The sequence below is a fragment of the Shewanella sp. 553 genome (assembly GCF_059338375.1).
Map to the genome: position 1 here is coordinate 3,722,713 of NZ_CM181701.1, position 21,687 is coordinate 3,744,399.

General features: G+C 49.2%; 23 protein-coding genes. 11 read left to right on the forward strand and 12 right to left on the reverse strand.

The window, feature by feature from the left end; genetic code table 11:
- Positions 1-147: 147 nt before the first annotated feature.
- Positions 148-1,350, reverse strand: coding sequence for a multidrug effflux MFS transporter (locus AC5YBZ_RS16425; RefSeq protein ID WP_475515606.1), 1,203 nt, complete (start codon positions 1,348-1,350; stop codon positions 148-150).
- A gap of 119 nt (positions 1,351-1,469) precedes the next feature.
- On the opposite strand from AC5YBZ_RS16425, the gene AC5YBZ_RS16430 reads away from it, so the two are divergent.
- Both AC5YBZ_RS16430 and AC5YBZ_RS16435 read left to right on the forward strand, forming a co-directional pair.
- Entirely contained in the window at positions 1,470-2,465 is a 996-nt protein-coding gene (locus AC5YBZ_RS16430; protein ID WP_475515605.1) for a LysR substrate-binding domain-containing protein, read from the forward strand.
- Between the two features lie 129 nt (positions 2,466-2,594).
- A complete protein-coding gene (locus AC5YBZ_RS16435) occupies positions 2,595-2,933 on the forward strand; it encodes a hypothetical protein (RefSeq protein WP_494520641.1) in 339 nt (112 codons plus the stop codon).
- A gap of 58 nt (positions 2,934-2,991) precedes the next feature.
- On the opposite strand, the gene AC5YBZ_RS16440 is transcribed toward AC5YBZ_RS16435, so the two are convergent.
- On the reverse strand, positions 2,992-4,416 hold the full coding sequence (locus AC5YBZ_RS16440) for a DUF4145 domain-containing protein (protein ID WP_494524083.1): 1,425 nt from the start codon (positions 4,414-4,416) through the stop codon (positions 2,992-2,994).
- Between the two features lie 59 nt (positions 4,417-4,475).
- Positions 4,476-5,189 (reverse strand): hypothetical protein, encoded by a 714-nt coding sequence (locus AC5YBZ_RS16445; protein ID WP_475515602.1) that lies wholly within the window; start codon positions 5,187-5,189, stop codon positions 4,476-4,478.
- 164 nt (positions 5,190-5,353) lie between these two features.
- Here AC5YBZ_RS16445 and AC5YBZ_RS16450 point away from each other — a divergent pair, with 164 nt between their 5' ends.
- On the forward strand, positions 5,354-5,872 hold the full coding sequence (locus AC5YBZ_RS16450; RefSeq protein ID WP_494524841.1) for a DUF2780 domain-containing protein: 519 nt from the start codon (positions 5,354-5,356) through the stop codon (positions 5,870-5,872).
- A 97-nt stretch (positions 5,873-5,969) separates the two neighbouring features.
- Complete coding sequence (locus AC5YBZ_RS16455; RefSeq protein ID WP_494524842.1) at positions 5,970-6,425, forward strand: tellurite resistance TerB family protein; 456 nt, start codon at positions 5,970-5,972, stop codon at positions 6,423-6,425.
- A gap of 80 nt (positions 6,426-6,505) precedes the next feature.
- On the opposite strand, the gene yjeH is transcribed toward AC5YBZ_RS16455, so the two are convergent.
- The gene (yjeH, locus tag AC5YBZ_RS16460) at positions 6,506-7,771 is read right to left on the reverse strand and encodes an L-methionine/branched-chain amino acid transporter (RefSeq protein WP_494520639.1); all 1,266 of its coding nucleotides are present in this window, start codon (positions 7,769-7,771) and stop codon (positions 6,506-6,508) included.
- A gap of 157 nt (positions 7,772-7,928) precedes the next feature.
- Between yjeH and AC5YBZ_RS16465 the strand changes: the two genes are divergently transcribed.
- The gene (locus AC5YBZ_RS16465) at positions 7,929-8,360 is read left to right on the forward strand and encodes an Lrp/AsnC family transcriptional regulator (protein ID WP_475515600.1); all 432 of its coding nucleotides are present in this window, start codon (positions 7,929-7,931) and stop codon (positions 8,358-8,360) included.
- A gap of 66 nt (positions 8,361-8,426) precedes the next feature.
- Here the strand turns inward: AC5YBZ_RS16465 and AC5YBZ_RS16470 are convergent, their stop codons facing one another.
- The 5 genes from AC5YBZ_RS16470 to AC5YBZ_RS16490 form a co-directional block, all read right to left on the reverse strand.
- Complete coding sequence (locus AC5YBZ_RS16470) at positions 8,427-8,720, reverse strand: cytochrome c3 family protein (RefSeq protein WP_475515599.1); 294 nt, start codon at positions 8,718-8,720, stop codon at positions 8,427-8,429.
- Between the two features lie 16 nt (positions 8,721-8,736).
- Positions 8,737-9,678 (reverse strand): cytochrome c nitrite reductase subunit NrfD, encoded by a 942-nt coding sequence (gene nrfD / locus AC5YBZ_RS16475; protein WP_494520638.1) that lies wholly within the window; start codon positions 9,676-9,678, stop codon positions 8,737-8,739.
- Positions 9,675-10,352: a 4Fe-4S dicluster domain-containing protein gene (locus tag AC5YBZ_RS16480; RefSeq protein ID WP_494524084.1), complete on the reverse strand. Its 678-nt coding sequence runs from the start codon at positions 10,350-10,352 to the stop codon at positions 9,675-9,677. Before AC5YBZ_RS16480 ends, nrfD begins: the two co-directional genes overlap by 4 nt.
- A complete protein-coding gene (locus tag AC5YBZ_RS16485; RefSeq protein WP_494520636.1) occupies positions 10,339-10,830 on the reverse strand; it encodes a cytochrome c3 family protein in 492 nt (163 codons plus the stop codon). Before AC5YBZ_RS16485 ends, AC5YBZ_RS16480 begins: the two co-directional genes overlap by 14 nt.
- A gap of 83 nt (positions 10,831-10,913) precedes the next feature.
- Positions 10,914-11,414, reverse strand: coding sequence for a DUF2726 domain-containing protein (locus tag AC5YBZ_RS16490; RefSeq protein ID WP_494520635.1), 501 nt, complete (start codon positions 11,412-11,414; stop codon positions 10,914-10,916).
- A gap of 456 nt (positions 11,415-11,870) precedes the next feature.
- Here AC5YBZ_RS16490 and AC5YBZ_RS16495 point away from each other — a divergent pair, with 456 nt between their 5' ends.
- Positions 11,871-12,908 (forward strand): LysR family transcriptional regulator, encoded by a 1,038-nt coding sequence (locus tag AC5YBZ_RS16495; protein ID WP_494520634.1) that lies wholly within the window; start codon positions 11,871-11,873, stop codon positions 12,906-12,908.
- Here the strand turns inward: AC5YBZ_RS16495 and AC5YBZ_RS16500 are convergent.
- Positions 12,856-13,842, reverse strand: a complete 987-nt coding sequence (locus tag AC5YBZ_RS16500) for a LysR family transcriptional regulator (RefSeq protein ID WP_494520633.1) — start codon at positions 13,840-13,842, stop codon at positions 12,856-12,858. The two genes, AC5YBZ_RS16495 and AC5YBZ_RS16500, sit on opposite strands and share 53 nt — an antisense overlap.
- A gap of 361 nt (positions 13,843-14,203) precedes the next feature.
- Here AC5YBZ_RS16500 and menD point away from each other — a divergent pair, with 361 nt between their 5' ends.
- The 5 genes from menD to AC5YBZ_RS16525 all read left to right on the forward strand — a co-directional run bounded on the left by menD (position 14,204) and on the right by AC5YBZ_RS16525 (position 20,069).
- On the forward strand, positions 14,204-15,901 hold the full coding sequence (gene menD / locus AC5YBZ_RS16505) for a 2-succinyl-5-enolpyruvyl-6-hydroxy-3-cyclohexene-1-carboxylic-acid synthase (protein ID WP_494543211.1): 1,698 nt from the start codon (positions 14,204-14,206) through the stop codon (positions 15,899-15,901).
- Positions 15,883-16,683 (forward strand): 2-succinyl-6-hydroxy-2,4-cyclohexadiene-1-carboxylate synthase, encoded by an 801-nt coding sequence (gene menH / locus AC5YBZ_RS16510; protein ID WP_494543212.1) that lies wholly within the window; start codon positions 15,883-15,885, stop codon positions 16,681-16,683. Before menD ends, menH begins: the two co-directional genes overlap by 19 nt.
- Before the next feature lie 108 nt (positions 16,684-16,791).
- Positions 16,792-17,829 carry an o-succinylbenzoate synthase gene (gene menC, locus AC5YBZ_RS16515; RefSeq protein WP_494524088.1) on the forward strand — a complete coding sequence of 346 codons (1,038 nt, stop codon included), beginning with the start codon at positions 16,792-16,794 and terminating at the stop codon, positions 17,827-17,829.
- 8 nt (positions 17,830-17,837) lie between these two features.
- The gene (gene menE, locus AC5YBZ_RS16520) at positions 17,838-19,247 is read left to right on the forward strand and encodes an o-succinylbenzoate--CoA ligase (RefSeq protein WP_494543213.1); all 1,410 of its coding nucleotides are present in this window, start codon (positions 17,838-17,840) and stop codon (positions 19,245-19,247) included.
- Positions 19,248-19,523: 276 nt separating this feature from the next.
- On the forward strand, positions 19,524-20,069 hold the full coding sequence (locus tag AC5YBZ_RS16525; protein WP_494520628.1) for a hypothetical protein: 546 nt from the start codon (positions 19,524-19,526) through the stop codon (positions 20,067-20,069).
- 144 nt (positions 20,070-20,213) lie between these two features.
- Here AC5YBZ_RS16525 and AC5YBZ_RS16530 read toward each other — a convergent pair whose 3' ends face one another.
- A complete protein-coding gene (locus tag AC5YBZ_RS16530) occupies positions 20,214-20,924 on the reverse strand; it encodes a TorD/DmsD family molecular chaperone (RefSeq protein WP_494524090.1) in 711 nt (236 codons plus the stop codon).
- Positions 20,925-20,997: 73 nt separating this feature from the next.
- Positions 20,998-21,675 carry a DMSO/selenate family reductase complex B subunit gene (locus AC5YBZ_RS16535; RefSeq protein ID WP_475515589.1) on the reverse strand — a complete coding sequence of 226 codons (678 nt, stop codon included), beginning with the start codon at positions 21,673-21,675 and terminating at the stop codon, positions 20,998-21,000.
- Positions 21,676-21,687: the final 12 nt, after the last annotated feature.

Genomic DNA, 21,687 nt, shown 5'->3' on the forward strand with positions numbered 1-21,687 from the left:
ACCAAACCCACGCTCAAAACGCGCCTTTAGCAGGTTCTATAATTAAAAAAGCCTGCGCTTTAGGTCACTCAGCGCAGGCAAAAGGGTTAGGTTATCATTATTCGTTATCTGCCCTTGGCTACTTTTGGCGCCACGGACATAGACACATTAGTGGGCGTGCTGCTCTTGATGGCAATTATCGAACCGACTCATCGCCATCATGCCTAGCAGTAAGATCGACAACCCGCCGGTCACCACAATCACCGCATATGGCGCGCTTAAGTCTGTTTGCTGCACCAGTCCAGCGATGACCGAGGCGCCACTCATCTGAATAAAACCTAACATCGCAGCGGCTGTCCCTGCACGTTCACCAAACGCCGAGAGTGCCATGCTGGTAGCTGGGCCCAGTAATAGCGCAAAACCAATACACAACATCATCATGGGTAACATAAAACCAAACGCCGCAGGCAAGCCGGTTTGTGGGCCAACAAACTGCATCGCCAACTCCAATACCGCAGCAGCTAATAACGCCAATAGCGCCAGGATAACGGTGGGGCGATTACCCAAACGGCTGATCACCGCTGGGGCAGCAAAACAGGCAATGATGTTGACCACGGCATTGAGGGCAAACAGACCACTAAAGGTCAACTCTGATACGCCTAAACGCTCGATAAGCCACACCGGGGCATAGGAGACATAACATAAAATTGAGGCCATCCCCGCCATACAAGCCACCGCATAAAACAGAAAATGGGGTTCGCGTAAAATCGGCTTATAACGAGCCCAACGATACAGTGGTCCTGTGGTGACCGTGTTAGCAGGACGAGTTTCTGGCAGGCGATAGCTCACCAGCACCATCATCAATAAGCCATACAAGGTCATAAATAGAAATGTCGAACGCCAACCAAACTGTAAGGCCAGCAAGCCGCCTAAGGTCGGGGCCAACGCTGGGATCACGCAGATAACACCATTAATATAGCTGTAATAACGCGCTCCTTCTTTGGGAGTGAAGCAATCGCGGATCGCACTAAAGACCACAATAGAGGTTGAACAGGCGGCTAACCCTTGTAGCACTCGAGCCAGTTGCAACCAATGAAACTCCATCGCCACCACAGCCATTAAGCTGCTGGCGATATAAAGCAAAATACCGCCCAGCGCCACAGGGCGACGACCGTAGCGGTCGGCTAACGGGCCAATGAGGATCTGCCCCACGCCCATGGCAAATAAAAACAGCACTAAGGTCGATTGCACCTGACTAGCCGACACGGCGAATTCTGCCGCCATGGTTGGCATAGAAGGCAGGTAGATATCGATGGCCAGTGGGCTAAGCACCACCATCATCATTAAAATAGGTAACAAATTACGACGCATGAGCTTTCTTTAATCTCTGTAAGTTAATCGGAAATATGCAAGCCGAGCATTTTAAGCGAGTGATGTTATGAATAGAAATGGTATAATTTCAAAAGCTAATTTCCTTTAAGGAATATCTTATGAATCTCGACAATTTGGCCCGTATCGATCTTAACTTATTGGTGATGCTGCAAGTCTTGCTCGAAGAGCGCAGTGTTACCCGCGCCGCTAATCGGTTACATGTGAGTCAGTCGGCCTTGAGTAAGAGCTTAAATCGCTTACGAGATGCCTTAGGCGATCCACTGTTTATTCGTACCGCTCACGGTTTAAAACCCACCGCCCATGCGATGCACCTAGGTCAGCAACTGCCCACTATGTTGCAAGGCCTTTATCAACTGACTCAGCCACCCAATTTTGAGCCCGCTAGCAGTAATCGACAATTTTCCTTCGCCATGGTCGAAAGCGCCTACGAAACCCTGATCCCCTATTTTATCGGCCCGCTGCTCAATAATGCGCCCAACTTACGGCTCGACTCCTACCTCTGGCTGGAAAAATCGCTGCCGGCATTGCAACAAGGGCAGATAGATTTTGGCATTACTGGCCGCGACCTTAATCCGCAATCGGATCTGATTATCGACCGCCTCCCCGAGGGTATCGCCTATCAAACCCTGTTTAAAGATCATCAGGTTTGCCTTGTACGCCAAGGACATCCGATTCTCGCACTGGTCAACAGTAACGCCTGGAGCTTGGCCGTCTATCTAGAGATGTCGCATGTGCAGGTGCGCTGTGAGGGCAATGAGTGGTGGGCTCTCGACTACTTTTTAGCTAAAAAAGGCCATCGTCGCCACCTAAGTACCACAGTGCCGGACTTTTATGGTGCCGCCAGCGTTTGTGCCCATAGCGACCTTATTTTTACCCTACCATCGAGCTTTGCCAGTCACGCCCAGAAACTCTATCCCTTGGTGGAATTACCCCTACCTGTGGCATTTTCTCCTTTAGCCTATGTCTTACTTTGGCATGAGCGTAATAATGAGGAGCCGGGACACAAATGGATACGAGAAACCATCTGTAAGAGTGTGGCGCAGGCGTTTAATCAAGCCAATGAGGATAATTCAGCAACGGTTAAGCCTGATTAGTTTATCATCAGTTTTTTAGCGAGCAAGCCAACATACCGATGTGTGGCTGACACTAAGATTAAGCTAATTTAACGTGATCTCTGCCGCCTAAGTGGGCAGAATCAAGCCACAGCAAATTCAGGAGAAACTATGATTTATCATCAATTTCAGCAAACACCTTTGCAACATAGGTTCACTGGAATCAAAGGGTGGTTAGCATTTGCTATCGGTTTAGTGGTGATGACATTGGTCTTGCTAGCGCTGCCCTTTATCATCTTAATCGCGGCGGTGAGCTTGGTGTTGCTCAGCGTATTTGGTCGCTTGTTTTTAAAGCGCCAACTGGCTAAGTTTCGCCAGTATTCGCCAGCACAAGATGAGATGCCTCATCAGGCTCAGCGCCGCCATACCCAAGCGGAATACTTCGAGCAACAGGCGCCATTTACCACGCCGCGCCAAGGCCGCACCTTCGACCACAACCCCAACGAGTAAGCTTGTATTAGCTGAGGCCATTGGCCTCAGCTAGATTATATAGGGCAAGCAAACCCGCTTAAATCGGTTCAGCTAACAACTCTTTCGCCCGCTCTAGCGCCGAGACCTCGGCCTGATTATCCGTTACCGCCAACACATTGTCGATTTGCGCCACCAATGAGCGCCATAACGGCGCGATCACCGCTAGTTCCTGTTCATTAGCACGGGCGCGCGCCATATTAAGCAGTGCCGCCGATCCCACGACATCAATACGCCCTAAAACACCATCGGCTAAGGCGATACTCAGTTCAATCATGGCCGGGACACTGTGGCCATATTTAACCACTTGGCGCAGATAACGCTCGGCCACACTGTAATCGTCACCCAGAGCATTATCGTTGTTGAGCATCTGCTGTGCTCGATTCAACATGGCGTCGAGCTGACCTTGCTCGGCCGCTTCGGCCATCCAATGCTGACTGGCTAATGCGTCGGGCTCACACCCCTCGCCTCGGGCCAACATCAAGGCTAAATGATACTGCGCATGGGGGAAACCTGCGTTAGCAGCAGTCGAAATGTAATGATAGGCTTGGCTATAATCGCCTTGCTGATAATAGAGTACCCCAAGATTGGCCATCGCTTCCGACTGCTCCAGCGCCGCAGCCGCCTGCAGGTAGTGCAAGGCATCGCTATGGCTAACCTCAATATGCTCGCCCCCCACCAAGTAAAAATAACCTAACAAAGCCATGGCATTGGCGACACCCGCTTTGGCAGCGCCGATGATCGCGGTTTCGCCAGCGCTGGCATCTGGCTCGCCGTTATAACCGTGCAGCAAGCTAACCCCATGTTCATACAAGGCCTCGGGGTGGTGAGGCGCCGCTTGGGCAAACCAATAGGCGGCTTGCTTAAAGCTGTCGGTACTGCGTTGATGCTGGACCTTGGGCTCATCATCTTGCTCGGCTAGTGCTTGCTCTTGCTCACGCTGCATCAGCGCGCGAGTTTTTAACGACATGCCCACCAAATACTGGGCCTGATGGTCATTTTCCATGATCGCCCGATAACATAAGTCGCGACCAGCAATCGAATCAAATGGTTCAAATTGATACTCAGGGGCTGGCCGTTGGTGCACTATAGGAAACAGCTCAACCACCAGCTTGAGTAAACGCTCAATTGAGCGCTGCGCCAACTCTTGCAGCGCCTCGGCGGTTAGGTGATATTTTTCTGGATGAGCACCTCGATTACCATCACCACGCAGCCGATGCAGGCTTCGAGTGATGCGCACATTGATCACCCGCTGCCGATTCAAGGTCTCAATATGATCATAGAGGTTAGGGCTATCAAAAATAATCTGCTGCGACTGCGCTAACTGGTCGGTCAATTTGTGAGTAAAGCTGCGGATATGCAGCAAGGCTTGGGTAGGTACATCACGTACGTAGCTCTTGGCGATACGATAATCTTCGCCAAGCACTTGAGAAAATTCGCTCACGAGTTCGATATCGGTCAGCACGGCATACACTCCGTAAAACTTACAAAAAAGGGCCTATCAGGCCCTTATATAAACACTCGCTACACGTGCTCATCGACGCTAGGACGCGACACCATGTATAAGCGAAACAGCGCAACGTTAACAAATAACCCAATAAATGCCACGCTCACCTCGACCACCAACATCAGCGGAAAGCCTACTGCTGAGGCGAGTTGCGACAAGGTGCCACCCAGCAGAGACAAGGGAATATACAGCATTAATACCAGTAACGTTTTAAAGGCGATAGCAGAGCTAAACTTGAAACTGCCTTTAATCGCCTCAAGCGGCGTTAATCGCTCAACCACCACCATGAAGTTAACATAGGCGAGGCGCGCAAATACATAGATGCTCAAGGTCAAGCCGATTAGCCATAAGGGACCAAAGGCGGCAAACAACATCACCGGGGCTAAAATCAGTAATCCTGACATCACACCCGCCAGCAATAATCCCGGCACAAAGTTTAAACTGGTTTTTAAAATCAGGGCATTAGATGGCTCATGGCCATTGGATCTCACTTCCATAAACAGGGTTAACGATGCAATCAACACCGAAAACACCAATAGCAACACCATCATAGCGACCATATGAGACGCACCAAACTGTGGGTTCTCTAAATCGGCACTGTTGATCTCCATTCCCAGCCATAATTGAATACTCACCTGAATAAACAAAATAGGCACGGTTAAAATAGCTAACTGACTAATATGATTGCGAAAGAAGTTATATGCTTCGGTCAAAATCGCTGATAATGACATAGGTCGTTCCAATAGATAATGATAAACCAACTAATTAGGTCGCACAGGATACCGAAATTTCCTATCTAATGCACAACTGATGTCTAAAAATAGCGACGAAATCTTGGCCGACTTAGGCTAATATTAGCGCCACATTAAATTGATTTACCAAAGGATGGTAAGTGATGAAGCTCTTCAAGGTTATACCGTTACTGCTCAGTACCCTCGCTTTCAACGCCCCGGTTCACGCTGGCTGGCTCGATAATTTAAGCAACAAAACCGAACCCCAAGTAACGGCGCCACAGACCCAAAATAACGATCTGGTTGGCACTGTCATGTCGCAGCTCGGGCTCAACCAAAACCAAGCAGAAGGCGGCCTTGGCAGCCTGCTCTCCTTAGCGAAATCCACTTTAGGTAACGACAGTTTTGCGCCGATTGCCGCGGCGATCCCGGGCGCAGATATGTTACTTGGCGCCGCACCTCAAACCGATAGCGGCTCGGGCATGTCAGGCTTATTATCACAGGCTGGCGATCTGGGGGCCTCGCTGCAAGGTGGCGCGCAGGTTTATGATGCCTTTGAAAAGTTAGGTATTTCTAAACAGCTGGCCATGCCGATGGTAGATATTATTAAAGGTTATTTAGACACCAATGCCGGCGCTGGTACCAGCGACCTGCTGCTACAAGGACTGGGTGCAATCCTGTAGCCAGTGACTCCACGCCCACATCCAGCTTTGCTGTTATAGTGAACTCTTGCCTCTTATCGGGCTCTAACCGATATCGAGGCAGTAAAAGAGAATCATGATGATAGCAAAGCTAAAACAGTTGCTCGCTTCTGAGCGCCAAGCGGTATCGCCGCAAGAAAAAGCCAAACATCTTAACCTTGCAGCAGTGAGTTTACTGCTAGAGGTGGTCTATGCCGATGCCACTCTGAGCGACGAAGAGCTACACTTGCTGCCTAGCCTGCTGACCACCACACTGTCGTTAGCGCCGGGCGAGGTTGATGAGCTGATAGCAACGGCGAAGGCGAATCATCAAGATGCCACCTCACTGTATGAGTTCACCGCCGAGATCAACCAGCAGTTCGACTTAGCGGAAAAACAGCAGCTGATCTTAGCCATGTGGAAATTGGCCTATGCCGATGGCCACCTGTGCCGTTATGAAGATCAGATAGTACGCCGCACCGCAGATCTGCTGCACCTCAAACACAGCGAGCTCATCCAGATGCGCAATGCGGCGATAAACCAGCTGCCGCAATAAGCATTGGTAACATGTGCTTGAGATAACCTTGCGGTGACTCGATAACCCCCATTGATTTAATCGCCCTTAGCTTGAATAACCTATGGCTTATTTAAGCTAAGGGCTAACTTACGTGCCAGATGGCTTTTTTGCCACCACAATAGAGGCGCCACCAGTAATACTAAGCCTGTGGCGTACCACATGTTATTGCCCAGTGCCTGCATCATCAGCAAACAAAACAGTATCCCCATCATTGCCAGTGGCAGGTAACGCTTACTCAGCAGTTTAACCGCTGCCATCATAGAAACCAGATAGATAATCACAAATACGCCGTTGGTCCAGGCAATCAGGTGTTCCAGCTCTTGCCCCGAAAGGTAGGTAAGGACAATCACTAGCGCCATGGTCAGCAATACCGCTATCAGTGCGCGCACTGGCACTCTATGGGTATTTAACTGCATAAAATAACGTGGTAATACCCCTTCACAGCTAAAGCTCCAGATCAACCTAGACACACTGGCGGTATACACATTAACGGTCGACAACCCACCGGCAATACCTAGTATGCCAATCACTTGTGCGCCATAGCCTCCCAGTAATTGATCAAATGCTGCTACCATCGCAAGGCCATCAGTGGGCGGCGCAAACAGTAACAATGCCGTACACGCCACATAGACTAAGCCAACCAAGACGGTACCGATAATCATCGCCGCCATCATGTCTTTCTTAGGATCTTTAAAATCATTGGCTAGGTGGGTCATGGCTTCGATACCCAAAAAACTCCAAAACGCGATACCGGCGGCCGCCATCACTAGGCTCATATCGCCACCCGCTTGATGGGCTGCCAATTCAAATTCGCCAAGGTGACTGCCACCGGCGCCAAACATCACCACCACCACGGTCACAATGGCCAGCGTTAGTGCAAACTGCAACTTAGCCGAGACTTGGATCCCCCTAAGGTTCAAGACCAAAAGCAACAAGAGTAACCCCAACTCAGTAAACACTTGCTGCCAGCCAGACAGGGCCACCAATTCATTAACGAACTGAAATGTCATTAACACCGCCGCTGGTGCCCCTAAAGGGATCACCAACAAAAAGATCAAGCCTATGGTGCGCCCAGCGGTGCGGCCAAACGCCTTTTCAATAAAGTAAGCTGGCCCCGCCGCATGAGGAAAGACGCCGGCTAATCGGCCAAAGACCAGCGACACCGGAATAATGGCTAAGGTCAGTAATATCCACGCCAATATAGCGCCCGTGCCCGCGGTATCAATCGTCATCTGCGGTAAAATAAATACCCCGGTACCCAGCAAAGTGGTGGCCATTAAACCTGCCCCCTGCCAACGCCCTATGCTGCCTTGAATATGAGTCATCTTGTTATCTGTAAAGGTGGTTAATGGCCATTAGTATAGACTTGTGTGACGCAACAAACTGTCATAGCATTGCGTCGATGTTCCTATGGCGACCGCCATTTTGACGTCATTTTGCCTTTTGACCGACAAATCGTCGCCGCCGCATAAGAGACACTCGATGGATAAATTTGATAAAGCAATCATCAGCGCATTACGCCAAGATGCACGCCAGAGCGTGTCACATATTGCCGACAAAGTCAGCCTGTCGCGCAGCGCCGTATCTGAACGGATTAAAAAACTGGAACAAAGCGGCATTATTCGCGGTTATCAGGTGCTGCTCAGTGAGTCACAAAAAGAGGGGGTGTCGGCTTATTTTGAGATCCAGCATCAATGCCGTCAGAGTGCCGATGTGGTGCATGTGTTTCAGTCGATACCCGAAGTGGTCACATGCCGCGGGATCACCGGCGACATGGATCTGCTGGTGTATGTGCAGGCCAGTTCGATGAAACGCTTACATGAAATTCGTGAACATATCGATGCCCAAAACAACATCATTAAAATTAAAACCCACGTGGTGATGAGTGAGTGGATAGACAACCGCGCGCAATAAATAGTTGGGGCAACCCCACTAGTCAATCACCGAGTGGCGAGCGACTAATGGGACCGATAAGCCTTATCAGTGATGGCAGCGCATGCAGCTGTCAGTGACTGGCGTAGAGGCATGTACCTTATGACAATCGCTGCACATCATCAAATAGGAATGTGACTGATGATAAGGGCCATCAAGGGTATCGACACTGCCGTGACACTCAATACAGGCACGGTTTTCAACCTCATTGTTAATCGATGGCTCGCCATTTTCATGGCACGTTTCACAATCGCCATTAAGCATATGAGTATCGACCACCGATTGCGCCTGTACCATTAAGGCGAGACACAGCAGTAGCGCTCCTAATCCCAATTTGTACATCGCAGCTCTCCAACGGCTAGGCCACTGTCATTTGACCGGTGTAAAGAATGAAGTTGCGCAGCAATAATACGCCCATCAAACTACACATGGCCGTAACCGCTACATAAGAAAACTTACGCTTAGCCGAGGCTTTCATAAAGAGGTTAAAGGCCAGCGGCAGACTCAAGCCTACAAACACAATTCCTCCCCAGAATACCCAGCCCCAGAAGCCTTCGCCTATCGCCCTAAAGGCGGCTAACTTGCTGGCTCCGCCACTCAATATCAATCCGACAAAGAAGGTAAAAATCAACACCATTTCCACCAAAATAATCGGGATCTCTATATTGTGGATAAAGTGCACCTCTTTGCCATCTGGACTCCCCTTCATCAGCACGCCACCGAGCAGTGTACCTGCCGCACCAGAGGAGAGACCAGAGAACAGAAACAGCAAGGGCAATACCGGATTATTGAGCATGGGATAGGTCGTTAACGCCGACAGTAAGAAGCCGGTATACGCCCCCAGTGCCACCGCCGAAATTGCCAAGATACCGGTAATGCTGGCTTCGGCACTCACCAGCCACTTTAATAGGCGTTGCACACGTGGCCAGCGCTGCTCACAAAACGCGAGCAAGGGTTTTTTAAACACACATGCCAGCCAGGCAAATAGCATGGCTTGATAAAACATCAACACCGCCACCCCAACCGACATCACTGAGGTGGGGTTGTAAAACACCAATATCTTCCAAAAATCAAACGGCTTGGTGAGATCGATCACCAAGATACCCAATCCGGCAAACACACTCAGTGGCGCGATAATACACGCTGCCTGCACGAAAGGAGACCGATAGGCATCATCACCTAAGCGGAACTGTTTTAGCAAAATGGCAAAAAACACCGCGCCGGCAGACACCCCAGCTAAAAACAGGTAAATCGCAATCGGCCAATGCCACACTAGGCCGTCAAAATGGAATGGACTCATAACCTTACCTCGCCGTCTTGTGAGCCAATACGAAACAACTTAGGACGCGTCCCAAGTTCGGTCTTAGTGCGATAGTTAGGCGTATGCTTTAACACCTGCACCACTTGTGAATCGGGGTCTTGCAGATCGCCAAAAGTCAGCGCTTGGGTCGGACAGGCACTAACACAGGCTGGCAATTTGCCCTCTTTTAAGCGCGTCTCCTTACAAAAATCACACTTATCGGCCGCCTTAGTGACAGGGTTGATAAAACGCACTTGATAGGGGCAAGCCGCGATACAGTACTGGCAGCCAACGCATTTCCACGCATCGACACTGACAATGCCCGTCGCCTCATCTTTATACGCGGCGCCTGTGGGGCAGACCTTAACGCAAGGGGTGTCTTCACAGTGTTGGCAAGAGTGACGGGTAAATTTAAAATATTGCTCTGGGTACTCGCCATAGGGGCCTTTACGTTCAATGCGCAGCCGTGTTACCCCTTCGGGAACATCATTAACCTCGCGGCACGCCACACGGCAAGCATCGCAGCCAATGCATTTAGTTTCGTCATGGATTAAGGCATATTTTTTAGTCGCCTGTTGCGCCTCACCTAATGGGCCCTGCGCCAGGGTGTAACCAGAAGCACCCACCACTAAGGCGCAAGCGGATTTCAAAAACAAACGTCTAGAGTTTTTCATCATCACTCTCCTTAGGGGTAACACCATGACACTTGCCACATAAGGCGCTACGCTCTTCAGTCGCTAGGGCCATCATAGGATCGGAGTCGCTGTGAAGCTGATGGCAGTTGGCACAGCTAACCTTGTTTGAATGCACTGCATGGGTCCAATCGGCTTGATAGAGGACATCGTGATCATGGCATTGCGAGCAACTGTCCACTTGTGTAGTCACTTTACTGCTCGATTCGGCATTGAAACCGATAATCAATGACGGTTGACGAGGATGTTTCCCCTTTTCGCCATGGCAACTCTGGCAGGTTAGTGCCAACGCATCATTACCATGCACACCTGCCATTAAACCGTTACGCTTATGGCACTTAACACATTTATCTTGATTGATTTGCAGACGGTTCACTTCGGCTTTCACTGGCGCAATATTCAGCAATAAGAGAGCTGATATCGACACCGCGCAAAACGCTGTTTTGCTGAATATGGACATAATGAGTCCTCACGAGATGAGAGTGATAATTGAATTAACAACTGAAAAATACGTGCTGAAGCGTTGCCTCAGCACGCTACACGCTATGCAGCCATCGACAACGAGCGGGTTAATAAGGCTTCATCGCAGGGCACATTAGTGTCTAGGTGAAGTACTTTGATGCCCACTTCGGCTAGCGAGTGATCAATAAACGCGTTTCTCTCGGGAGAGTTATGCTCAGGATCGGTAATAACTAACTTAACCGCTGACGATTCTGGGTCCACTAATACATAATCTAAATGGCAGGCTCTTAAATATTCATGTGCCTGCTCATCCTTATTATTATCAATGTCCAAAATACTGTCTAAACAGGTACCATAAAGCACACTGTATTTATTTTTAAATGCACCGCTTAGTTTAGATAGAAAAACTTGAGCCTTAGCACTTACCTTACTTCCTTTAAACTTAAAAGCTTTACCCTCAGATTTGCCCTCAGATTTAAAAAATTTAATACAGGTCATTGCAAATGTAACTAATACAAATGGCACGACCACGAATAAAACAAAATAAACAAAGGCATAACTAAAAACAACTGAAGCATTCATAATTATCTCCAACATTCTAACAGTTATTATTTTTAACGCATGGCCATTATTTATAAACAAGAAAATCTAAACCTTGATCTGGATCACACAAGAAAAACTAACAATACTTATTTCAAGCAATTACAAGCGGTGTCATAATACCATTTTTAAAAATATAGAAAACAGAAATATAAAGCATATATAAGCCAAATATAAGATTTAGATAACTGGATAATAATATACACCAGTGGTGTAACATCAAAAAACATAAAAACCTTAAGCCACGGCCACTGTATAAATAAAAATAAATCAAAACGGCAAGAATTTAAATATGAGAATAACTCAATTTTACAATATGCATAACCCATTAAGTGACACAGGTGTCATTTAGCAAAAATAGTTAATAGATTTAGACAAATAACAAATAAAGTTCCTTATGATGTGGAAAGGAACACTTATGTTTAAGGGGTATATTAAATGAGAGATATAATATTCAGCGACCTGGATCTACTATGTCTAAATATTTTCGTACACCTATACGAAAATCAATCGGCCACCTTTGTATCTCAAAAGCTCAACATACCTGCACCTAAAATAAGCCGCAGTTTAAAACATGCTCGCGAAATATTTGGCAACGAATTATTTATTAGAAAAAGATATGGATTAATCCCAAACGATTACGCCAGCAAAATATATCCTGTCGCCAAAGAAATTGTCGAATGTTCTAAAGCGCTACAGTCATTTAAAAATGAAAGTGTAGAATGTAATAATACACACTTTAATATAGCCATTCCGACACCGCTATATCTAAACTTATCTAAAGGGATCTTAGATAATATTAGAGATGCGGGTAAACAAATTTCGGTTTCATCTAAGTCTTGGAGTACAAAAACACTGGATGAAATTAGCAAAGGCAAAGTGGATATTGGTTTATGTTATAGCAGAAATAATGCTCAACTCAATGAGTTCAGCAATATTAACAGCATCGCACTGTCGCCATTAAATCGACTGCTGCTTATCGCTAACGAGCATCATGATATTTACCATCAAGAGATCACCTTGGAAACCATTGCAAAATACCCTTTTGCTAACCCCAATATCGGTGGTATCAAAAATGCGATTTCGCCATTTCAAGAGTACTGTAATATTAGCGGACTGGCGCTACACAGTGACGTTGAAGCCAAGAATATCAACTTCCTGTTCGATTACCTTAGAAATAGCCAAGCGCTCACCCTGCTGCCATTCAACGAGAAGTCAGAGATCACTGAAAATATTAATGGCTTGCATTCATGCGAGCTGTCTCAGTTTGAAACCAACCGCGTTTATAGCCGCATCGCACCGCCCATGCTGACGCTGGTTTATAATAGTGACGATAATGGTCAACCACTACAATGGATGATCAACAGCATTATCGATACCTATCACCAAAGCAGTAGTCAACCGCATCCCTCTGCAGCGCAGCTTAACTTTGGCCAGCCTCTTGTTGCTGTTGATGGCAGTGCTGATGGAGTTTAGCCACTTTATCTTGCAGATTAGCCAACAGATGAGAGGTGAATAACTTATCGTTACCATGATGAAATTGTAGGTAATAGTGGTAAGGCACAAACCGATTTGAATCACGGCATTCACGATTAAAAAATGTAGACACATTCATCATAGCCAGCTCCGGACGCTGGCGAACAAACTGTGGCGCGAGCGCCGATGCAATCCAACAAATATCATCGCAATGAGCGACATGATCCAGTGCCACATTGAGGCTCGATGTTTTCAAGCTAACCGCCAGATTGACGCCTAACTTTTGCGCCAGATCTTCGAGCCAATGACGCTTGCCGCCAATCAATGAATAATTGATAAACACAAAACGATGAGTAAATAATGTAGGCAGCGACAAGGTTTGACTAAAGATGGGGTGATCTTTTTTAGCGATAATATAACGGTATTTCACCTCACCCAAATCGACACTTTCAATCGATTGATGCAGGTCCGCATTAATCCCCACGCCATAATCAATTTTACCTTGGGCAATAAGGCTAGGCGCATTATCGCTCCACTGCTGCATATTGATGGTGACATTACGCTCTAACAACTGACACACCTCTTGCACCGCCTCGGTAAACAAACCAGCTTGATGCTCTTGCGCTGCGATGGTCAATTCACTCTGCTGGGGCTGCCTATGATGTATGGCAATACTCATCTCATCATAAGCGGCCACTATCGCCTTGGCTAAAGGATAGAGTTTTTCGGCCATGGCGTTAGGCTGCAAACCATATTGCTGGCGTACAAATAGCTCATCTTTCATCCATTCGCGCAGACAGCTCAAGGCACGGCTCACCTTAGGCTGAGTGGTATTCAATTGCTCGGCCACCACAGAACCATTTTGATATTCGAATAAGCCGATGAGGACCCTAAGTGTAAAATAGTCGAGTTTACAAAGTTCCTTTTTAATCATTATCTTAATCCTAGCCCATATCCATATCGGCTAAGATTATCACAGCTAAATTTAGGTTATTGCTCGGCTAAATCAAACATTTGTCGATTACGCATAGTGAAACGCAATTATGCGCACTAGGGCATAAAACCACCAAACAATTGATGATTAAAACGCCAACAACTTTCATCAAACTCACAATCAAAACAATTCGATTACAAAGTTAACGGCTTGTATTAATGCGCTATCAATGACGCGATTAACATCACTCGCAAGCCGCCTTTTGCGCTAAAGTGTGATATCGCGAGCTAAGCCTTACTCCTAATCCTTAAATCGCGTTACACTAACCTTAATCGAAATCTTAAAAACTTCATCGTGATCAATGGATAAAACAGCCGAGCTCAACTTATTGTGGGGATCGATACTCCTCGAAGAATTAGCACGCCTTGGGGTGCAGCATGTCTGCATGGCGCCGGGTTCTCGCTCTACGCCACTCACCTTAGCGGCGGCAAAGCAGACTAAACTGAAGCAGCATCTGCATTTCGACGAGCGTGGATTAGGTTTTATGGCGCTAGGGTTAGCCAAGGCCAGTCGTGCTCCCGTGGCCATTATTACCACTTCCGGCACGGCTGTGGCTAACCTTTATCCTGCCATCGTTGAAGCTTGGCTCACCCATGTGCCACTGATCGTATTATCGGGCGATAGACCGCCAGAATTACTCGATTGCGGCGCGAATCAAGCCATTATCCAACCCGCTATTTTTGGTCATTACGCTGAGCAAATTAACCTGCCGACGCCAGATCTACAGATCCGCCCAGAGGCGCTGCTGACCACTATCGATAGCGCCATTGCCAACCAGACTCAGCCAGTGCATATCAATTGCATGTACCGCGAGCCACTGTACCCTGGCACCATGAGCGCCGATTTTACTCACTACCTGAGTACGCTGGGTAATTGGCAGCATACTTCGCAGCCCTTTAGCCAATATGCTAAGGCGCAGCTGCACAGCACGCCCAGTAGCGATGCCTTAGCGCGCTTTGTCCATGGTAAAGGCGTCATTGTGGTGGGCACCTTAGCGCCCCATGAGCAACCCGAATTAATTATCGAGCTGGCACACAAGTTGGGCTGGCCGATCCTCACCGATGCCCAATCTCAATTGAGACAACATGGCGCTGCCATAGGTAATATCGACCAACTGCTGCTGCAACCTAAGGCTAAATCACTGTTACAACAGGCTGAAAAAGTACTGGTGTTTGGTGGGCGCCTACTGTCAAAACGCTTAATTAACTACTTAGCCGAACAGAAATGGAAGAACTATTGGCAAGTACTACCCCACCAGCAGCGGTTAGATCCTAGTCATACCCCAAAACAGATTTGGCTTTGCCCGGTAACGGCCTTTAGCCAATTAGCTTGGCCACGCTCGTCACAGGCCAACTGGGCGGTGCAATTAATCGAATTAAATCAACGCTTGGCTAGCCTATTTGAGCAGCAGATCGATCAAGGGGAATTTGGCGAAGCTCAGGTGGTACGCGCCATTGCGATGCACACCGATAAGCAACTGTTTATTGGTAATAGCTTACCGGTGCGCCTGTACGATATGTTTGCCCCCACCACGGCCACCATGGCAAGTATTTACACTAACCGCGGCGCGTCGGGTATCGACGGTTTATTAGCGACCGCCTGCGGCATTGCGGCCCATAAAAAACAACCGACCACCTTAATTATTGGCGACTTATCGCAACTGCACGACCTTAATTCACTCGCCATTGCCGCCAAACATAACGGCCCACTGGTTATCGTGATCCTCAATAATGATGGCGGCAATATCTTTAATTTATTGCCTGTACCCGACGAAAAGCTGCGCAGCGAATATTATCGCCTTGCCCATGGCTTAGAGTTTGGTTACGCCGCGGCCATGTTTGGCTTAGCCTATAACCAAGTTGACGACATCAACGCCTTTAATGAGGTCTATCAAGAGGCGATTAACCATCAGGGCACTTCGGTGATTGAGGTGAACGTGGCTCAAGATCAAGCCAGCTCGCAGATAGCGCAGATCGCCTCATGGATAAAGCAAAGCTAATGCTCGCCTCGCGCTGTTATGGCCAGCCCACTAATCCCTGTTTGGTGTTACTGCATGGTCTGCTGGGCGATAAACAGGACTGGCAAGACTTGATGCCGCGTCTGAGCCAGCATTTTTACTGTGTCTGTCTCGATCTGCCTAGCCATGGCGATAGCCCGGGCCTAGCACTGCCTTCGCCGGGCTTTATACCGGTCGCCAGTCTTATCCGCAGTACACTCACAGCACTCAATATCGAGACCTTTCACTTGCTTGGTTACTCCCTTGGTGGGCGCATCGCGCTGCATCTGGCGCAGCTCATGCCGCAGCAGATCTTAAGTGTCAACTTGGAGTCGTGCCACCCCGGGCTGACCAGCCAGGCGCTACGCGAGCAGCGCTTGCACAGTGATAAACAGTGGCATGAGCGCATGCTACAGATGTCGCTAAGCGAGTTTCTTAACTTGTGGTATCGCCAAGCCGTCTTTAGCGATCTGAGTGATAGCGAGCGCGCGCAGCTCATTCAACGTCGCAGCCGCAATAAGTTGGCGGCGCTGCAACAGATTTACCTGCCGACCTCACTCGGCTTACAGCAAGATCTGTCCTGCTTACCCCATCACCTTGGCGTGCCTTGGCATTATTATGTCGGTGGCCAAGATGATAAATTTTCCGCGTTAGCCACAGCATGGCAACAACGCGCGCCCCTCACTCTGCATCGCTTTGAGCATGGCGGCCACAATATTCACCTAAGTTGCTGTGATGCCTTTTGCACCACCTTAATTGAGCAACTCACCATGACAGACACCTAGGCAGCCCAGTGAGATGGCACCGCACTTGAAATCGCGCCCGTAGCACAATAAGCTGAGCACGCATTTGTTTGCCAATTAAAGCGCCTTTGCCCCCCAAAAGGATCGTACATGACACTGTTAACCCTTAACCTGTATCGCTACCATATTCCACTCGAAACCCTATTACCTGTGGGTAATCAACGTATCGATAGCCGCGAAGGCCTAGTGTTACAGGCCAGCACAGCGCTGGGCTGCGAGGTAGTTGAAATTGCGCCGTTGTCGGGTGTCGATGTCGACGGTCAACCCTTAACGGGCTTTAGCCAAGAGCGACTCGAGCAGGTGATTGACGCGCTCGTCGCCGCCATGCCATCGCTACCGGGCCAACCGCTTGATGCCCTGCTTGACCTTGCCGAGCACACGACCATGGCCTCACTCGCCTATGGTTTAAGCCTGTTACACACCAAGTTGTCGGGGCTACTCCCTAGCCTGTTGGCGCACCGAGCTTTACCTCGCACAGTGCCGCTTATCTACCGTCATCAAGATGAGCCCATAGCCGAGGTTGGCCAGCGAGTCGCTCTACTCGACCGTCAGGTGCATGCGGTTAAGGTGAAGGTGGGGCAAACCTCAATGATGGAGGAGATCCAATTAATTCATCAAATTTTGGCGATCCGCCCCGATCTCAAACTGCGCCTCGATGCCAATCGCAGCTTTAAACTGCAAGATGCCATCGACTTTTTAGCTTGCTTGCCCTTAGATGCCATTGAATATATTGAAGAACCATGCCGCGATCCGAACCACAATCCGCTGTTATTCAATACATTAGGGATCCCTTATGCCCTCGATGAGAGCCTTAACGATCCGCGTTATCAATTTACCATGCAGGCGGGCCTTAGTGCCTTAGTGATTAAGCCTATGTTACTGGGCACCTTAAGCCGCTTACAGACGATCATCGACACCGCCCAGCAGCACGGCGTGCGGGTGATCATCAGTTCCAGTTTAGAGGCGAGCTTAGGCATCAATGCACTGCGCTGCATTAGCCAAGCATGCACTCCAGATGAAGTGCCCGGACTAGACACCCTGCGTGCCTTTAGCTGCGATTTACTCGAGCCCAGTGATAAGGCGCGCTGCCTCAATCTCGACGATTTAACCTTGCTTTACAGCGTATAGGAGCTCAGATGCCCCAAGTACACTCGCCACTGCATCTTGCCGCCAAACACTATCCACAGCAGGCGGCACTCTATTATTGGGCGCAAAACCAGTATCACAGCATCAGTTATCAGGCTCTCAGTCAGGCGGTTTGCGCCTGCGCGCGGCAACTCACCCAACAAGGAGTAAGGCTTGGCGATCGCCTCGGCTGTATCGATAATAACTCGCTAGAACTGGTTATCTTATATTGGGCTTGTGTTGACACTGGCGTGATATTTTGCCCCTTATCACCTCGTTTCCCTGCACAGCAAATCGCCAGTTTGAGCATGCAATATGGCCTGCGCCATAGTTGGGCTCAAGCTGCCTATCGGCATCTACTGCCAAGCGCGGGATTAGTCGTGGACTTTAGCGCCCGCGCAGCCACGGCCCCTCAGCCTATCGACCATCAGCGGCCCTGCAACGTTATTCTCACCTCAGGCAGCAGTGGCCAGCCTAAGGCGGCGGTGCATTGTTTGGCCAATCATATTGCCAGCGCACAGGGCGCTCGCGAGGTGATCCCTATCGCTCAGGGTGATAACTGGTTACTGTCTTTGCCGCTATTTCATATCGGCGGACTCGCCATCGTCAATCGCTGCGCCTTGGCTGGCGCCGCCATCACGCTGCCGACAGCCGAGCTCAGCTTGGCTGAACAATTACAGCAACAGCCCCTAACTCACCTGTCACTGGTCGCCACCCAACTGGTGCGGCTGCTACAGCAAGATAAACAGGCACTACGCCACGTCAAAGCCCTGCTACTGGGAGGCGGCGCTATCGCCCCCTCGTTACTGCAACAACTGGCACCGCTAGCCATTAACGCCTACACCAGCTATGGCATGACCGAGATGGCATCGCAAATTACCACCGGGCTCGCCACCAGCAAAGGCAGTAGCGGTAAGTTATTAAATGGGCGCGAGTTAACTATTATTGATCACAAGATCTTGGTTAAGGGAGACACCCTGTTTTTAGGCTATCTAACCCATGATGGCGGTAACAATTTATGGCGCCCGCTCGATGATCAAGGCTGGTTCGATACCCAAGATTTGGGCTATTGGGATAAGGATGGCGATCTGGTGATCAGCGGCCGCGCCGACAACATGTTTGTCTGTGGCGGCGAAAATGTGCAACCCGAAGAGATTGAGGCCGCCCTTAAGCGCCACCCTGCAATCATTGACGCGATTGTATTTCCTCTGCCTGACAGTGAATTTGGCTTCCTGCCGGCGGCCATTATCAACGGCAGCATTAGCGATGTCGCCCCGCTGGATGATTTTGTGCGCCAGTATATTGCCAGCTTTAAACGCCCGCGCCGTTATTACCCTTGGCCTGATATCACCAGCACCAGTTTAAAGGTGCCACGTAAGCAGCTGATTGAGGCGGCGCTGGCTCAGCAGACTCAGTTTTAACGGCTTCACTTCAGCCTGGCTTTAACGGCCCGACGTTAACAGCCTGGCTTGTCTCCTTTAGCCGGTCACCTTTGCCACACTGAAGTCACACTCTGCTTAAGCGCTGGCCGCCAAGGCTTGTTGCCCCACAGCGCTAGGCGCATAATACGCACTATGTGACAGGGCTAAGCCCAGTAGCGAATGACTGACTCACGCTAAAACGCTATGTCACTTAACTATGACACTCAACTATGTCACTTAGCTATGACACTAAACCGACACTAAACTGGCTACACTATGACACTAATACGCTCTATCGGTCAGCAGTGGACTAAGTCCACCTTAGCCCATCGCCTCAGTTTAAGTTTGCTGCAATCAGTTAACGTGCAGCAACTGTTTGGTGGCGCCACCTCATTAAAGACGGTCGCCCATACCATATCCGCATTGGTTTTTACCCAAGGCCAACCAGTGTGGTTGCCGCCGATGGAAGATGCCGCAGAGCATGCCTTGCCGCCTGAGTTAACCCTGCACTGCTTGTTCGAAGCCAGCCGTCTGCTGTTTGTCAAAGAGTTAGAGCAGGGCCAACTGAGCCAAGCCGAACACCTGATCCTTACCATCGCCAACCAGTGGAGTGTCGAGCTGCAAAAAAGTCCTGCCAAACAGGCCAACACGCTTAGCGAGCCACGCGATGAGCCCGTTGAGCATCACCTGTTAGGCGCAAGTGAGCTCAGCGATAATGGCAAGCAGCTATGCCACTTATTGCAAACTATTCATACTCAGTTAGAGCTGGCGCGCAGCCAACAGCGTCAGGTGAGCCGCAATATGGGCCGCAACCCCAGCTAAATAAAAAGCCCGCTCTCTTATCGAGAGCGGGCTTGTTCGTCTGACCTTGTATTGCACTCGGCGACGAGCGCGTTAACTCACTCGTGAGCCAACGCGGGCATTATCAATACCTTTATCGCCACAGATGCATAACGATACCCATGCTTAACGATACAAGCGGGTCTCTTTCGGCAGTAGTTGAAAATCTTGTTGTAACTGCACCAAGAAGTCGCTGCCAAGCAAGGCTAAGCCACGATAAAAATCTGTGGTGGCGTACTCATAAGCTAAGGCGAAACAACGCGGTGCCCACGGCAACAGGTGTTGCTGCAGTAACACTTGGGTAAAACGCACCAGTGCATCATTTTCAGGCTCTTGGCTTAGGCGACCAAAGGTTTGATCCAACACCGCAAAAAACAGACCGATATGATCTAAAGGCTGTGGAAAATCCACCTTAACCTCTACCCCGTGAGCACGATAAAACGCCATTAGCGCCATGGTCGATTTGTCGTTGAGCAACTGCTCCTCGCCCAAATAGACCGACCCTTGCGGCACGGCATTAGGCTCACCCGGACCAAAAAATAGCTGGCCATAATCCAGTTTAAGGTCAACCAGTTGTGCTTCGTCACTCGGGTCTGACTGCGCAGCCACCCAGCGCTGTAAATACTCACCTAGCAAGGCTCGCCCTTGGGTATTTTGCGGGCGCTGCGCAAATACCGGCCAGCTAGCAGCGACATCACACTCTGCTAATCCTTGCACCAATTCGGCATCTGGATAACGGATTAAACAATGATGCAAGATGCGCGCTAAGCCTTGATATGCCTCTAAATCGATTGAGGCTAAAGGCGCTTTACTGACAGACTCTACTTTTGAAGACATGATTTACCTTACAAGCTAAGCGGGCTTAAGTTGCCCGCCGCTTAAATACCACTTAAAGACTAAAATGTAACGCTTAAACCTCTGATGGATTTAAGATGCTACCTTCACCACTACCTGCGGGACGACCGTTAACATTGGCCTTGATGATCAGGTTAGGTGATGTAATTGAAGGTGATGGCAGTGGCGCAATATGCCCGTCACCGTCGCCATACTTAGCGCGTAAATTCTCCATAGTATCAAAGTCTAACGCACGTAGCGGGCAAGACTCAACACACACAGGCTTACGGCCTTCGGCGATGCGCTCAAAGCAGCCATCACACTTAGTCATCACTTTACGCTCACGGTCGATCTGCGGCGCATCATATGGGCAAGCGCGAGCACAGCTTTCACAACCGATACAGATATCTTCAGCTACCAGTACCAGACCGTCTTCACGGCGCTTATGCATGGCACCGGTTGGGCACGCCTTAACGCATACCGGCTCAGAGCAATGGTTACAGCCGATCGACATGTAGTAAGCAAAGACATTTTGCTCGAAACAGCCGTTGTTGCCGACAGTCCAATCGCCGCCGCCATATTCATAAACACGACGCCAAGTGACCCCATTTAGCGCAGGTAAGCTATTGTCTTGTGGATTACTGTTATTACGAATGTTATTGCTTTGACGGTCTTTGCAAGAGACGTGACAGGCTTTACAGCCAGTACATTTAGTGCTGTCTACATAAAAACCGTATTGAGTTGATTCAGTCATAATTCACTACTC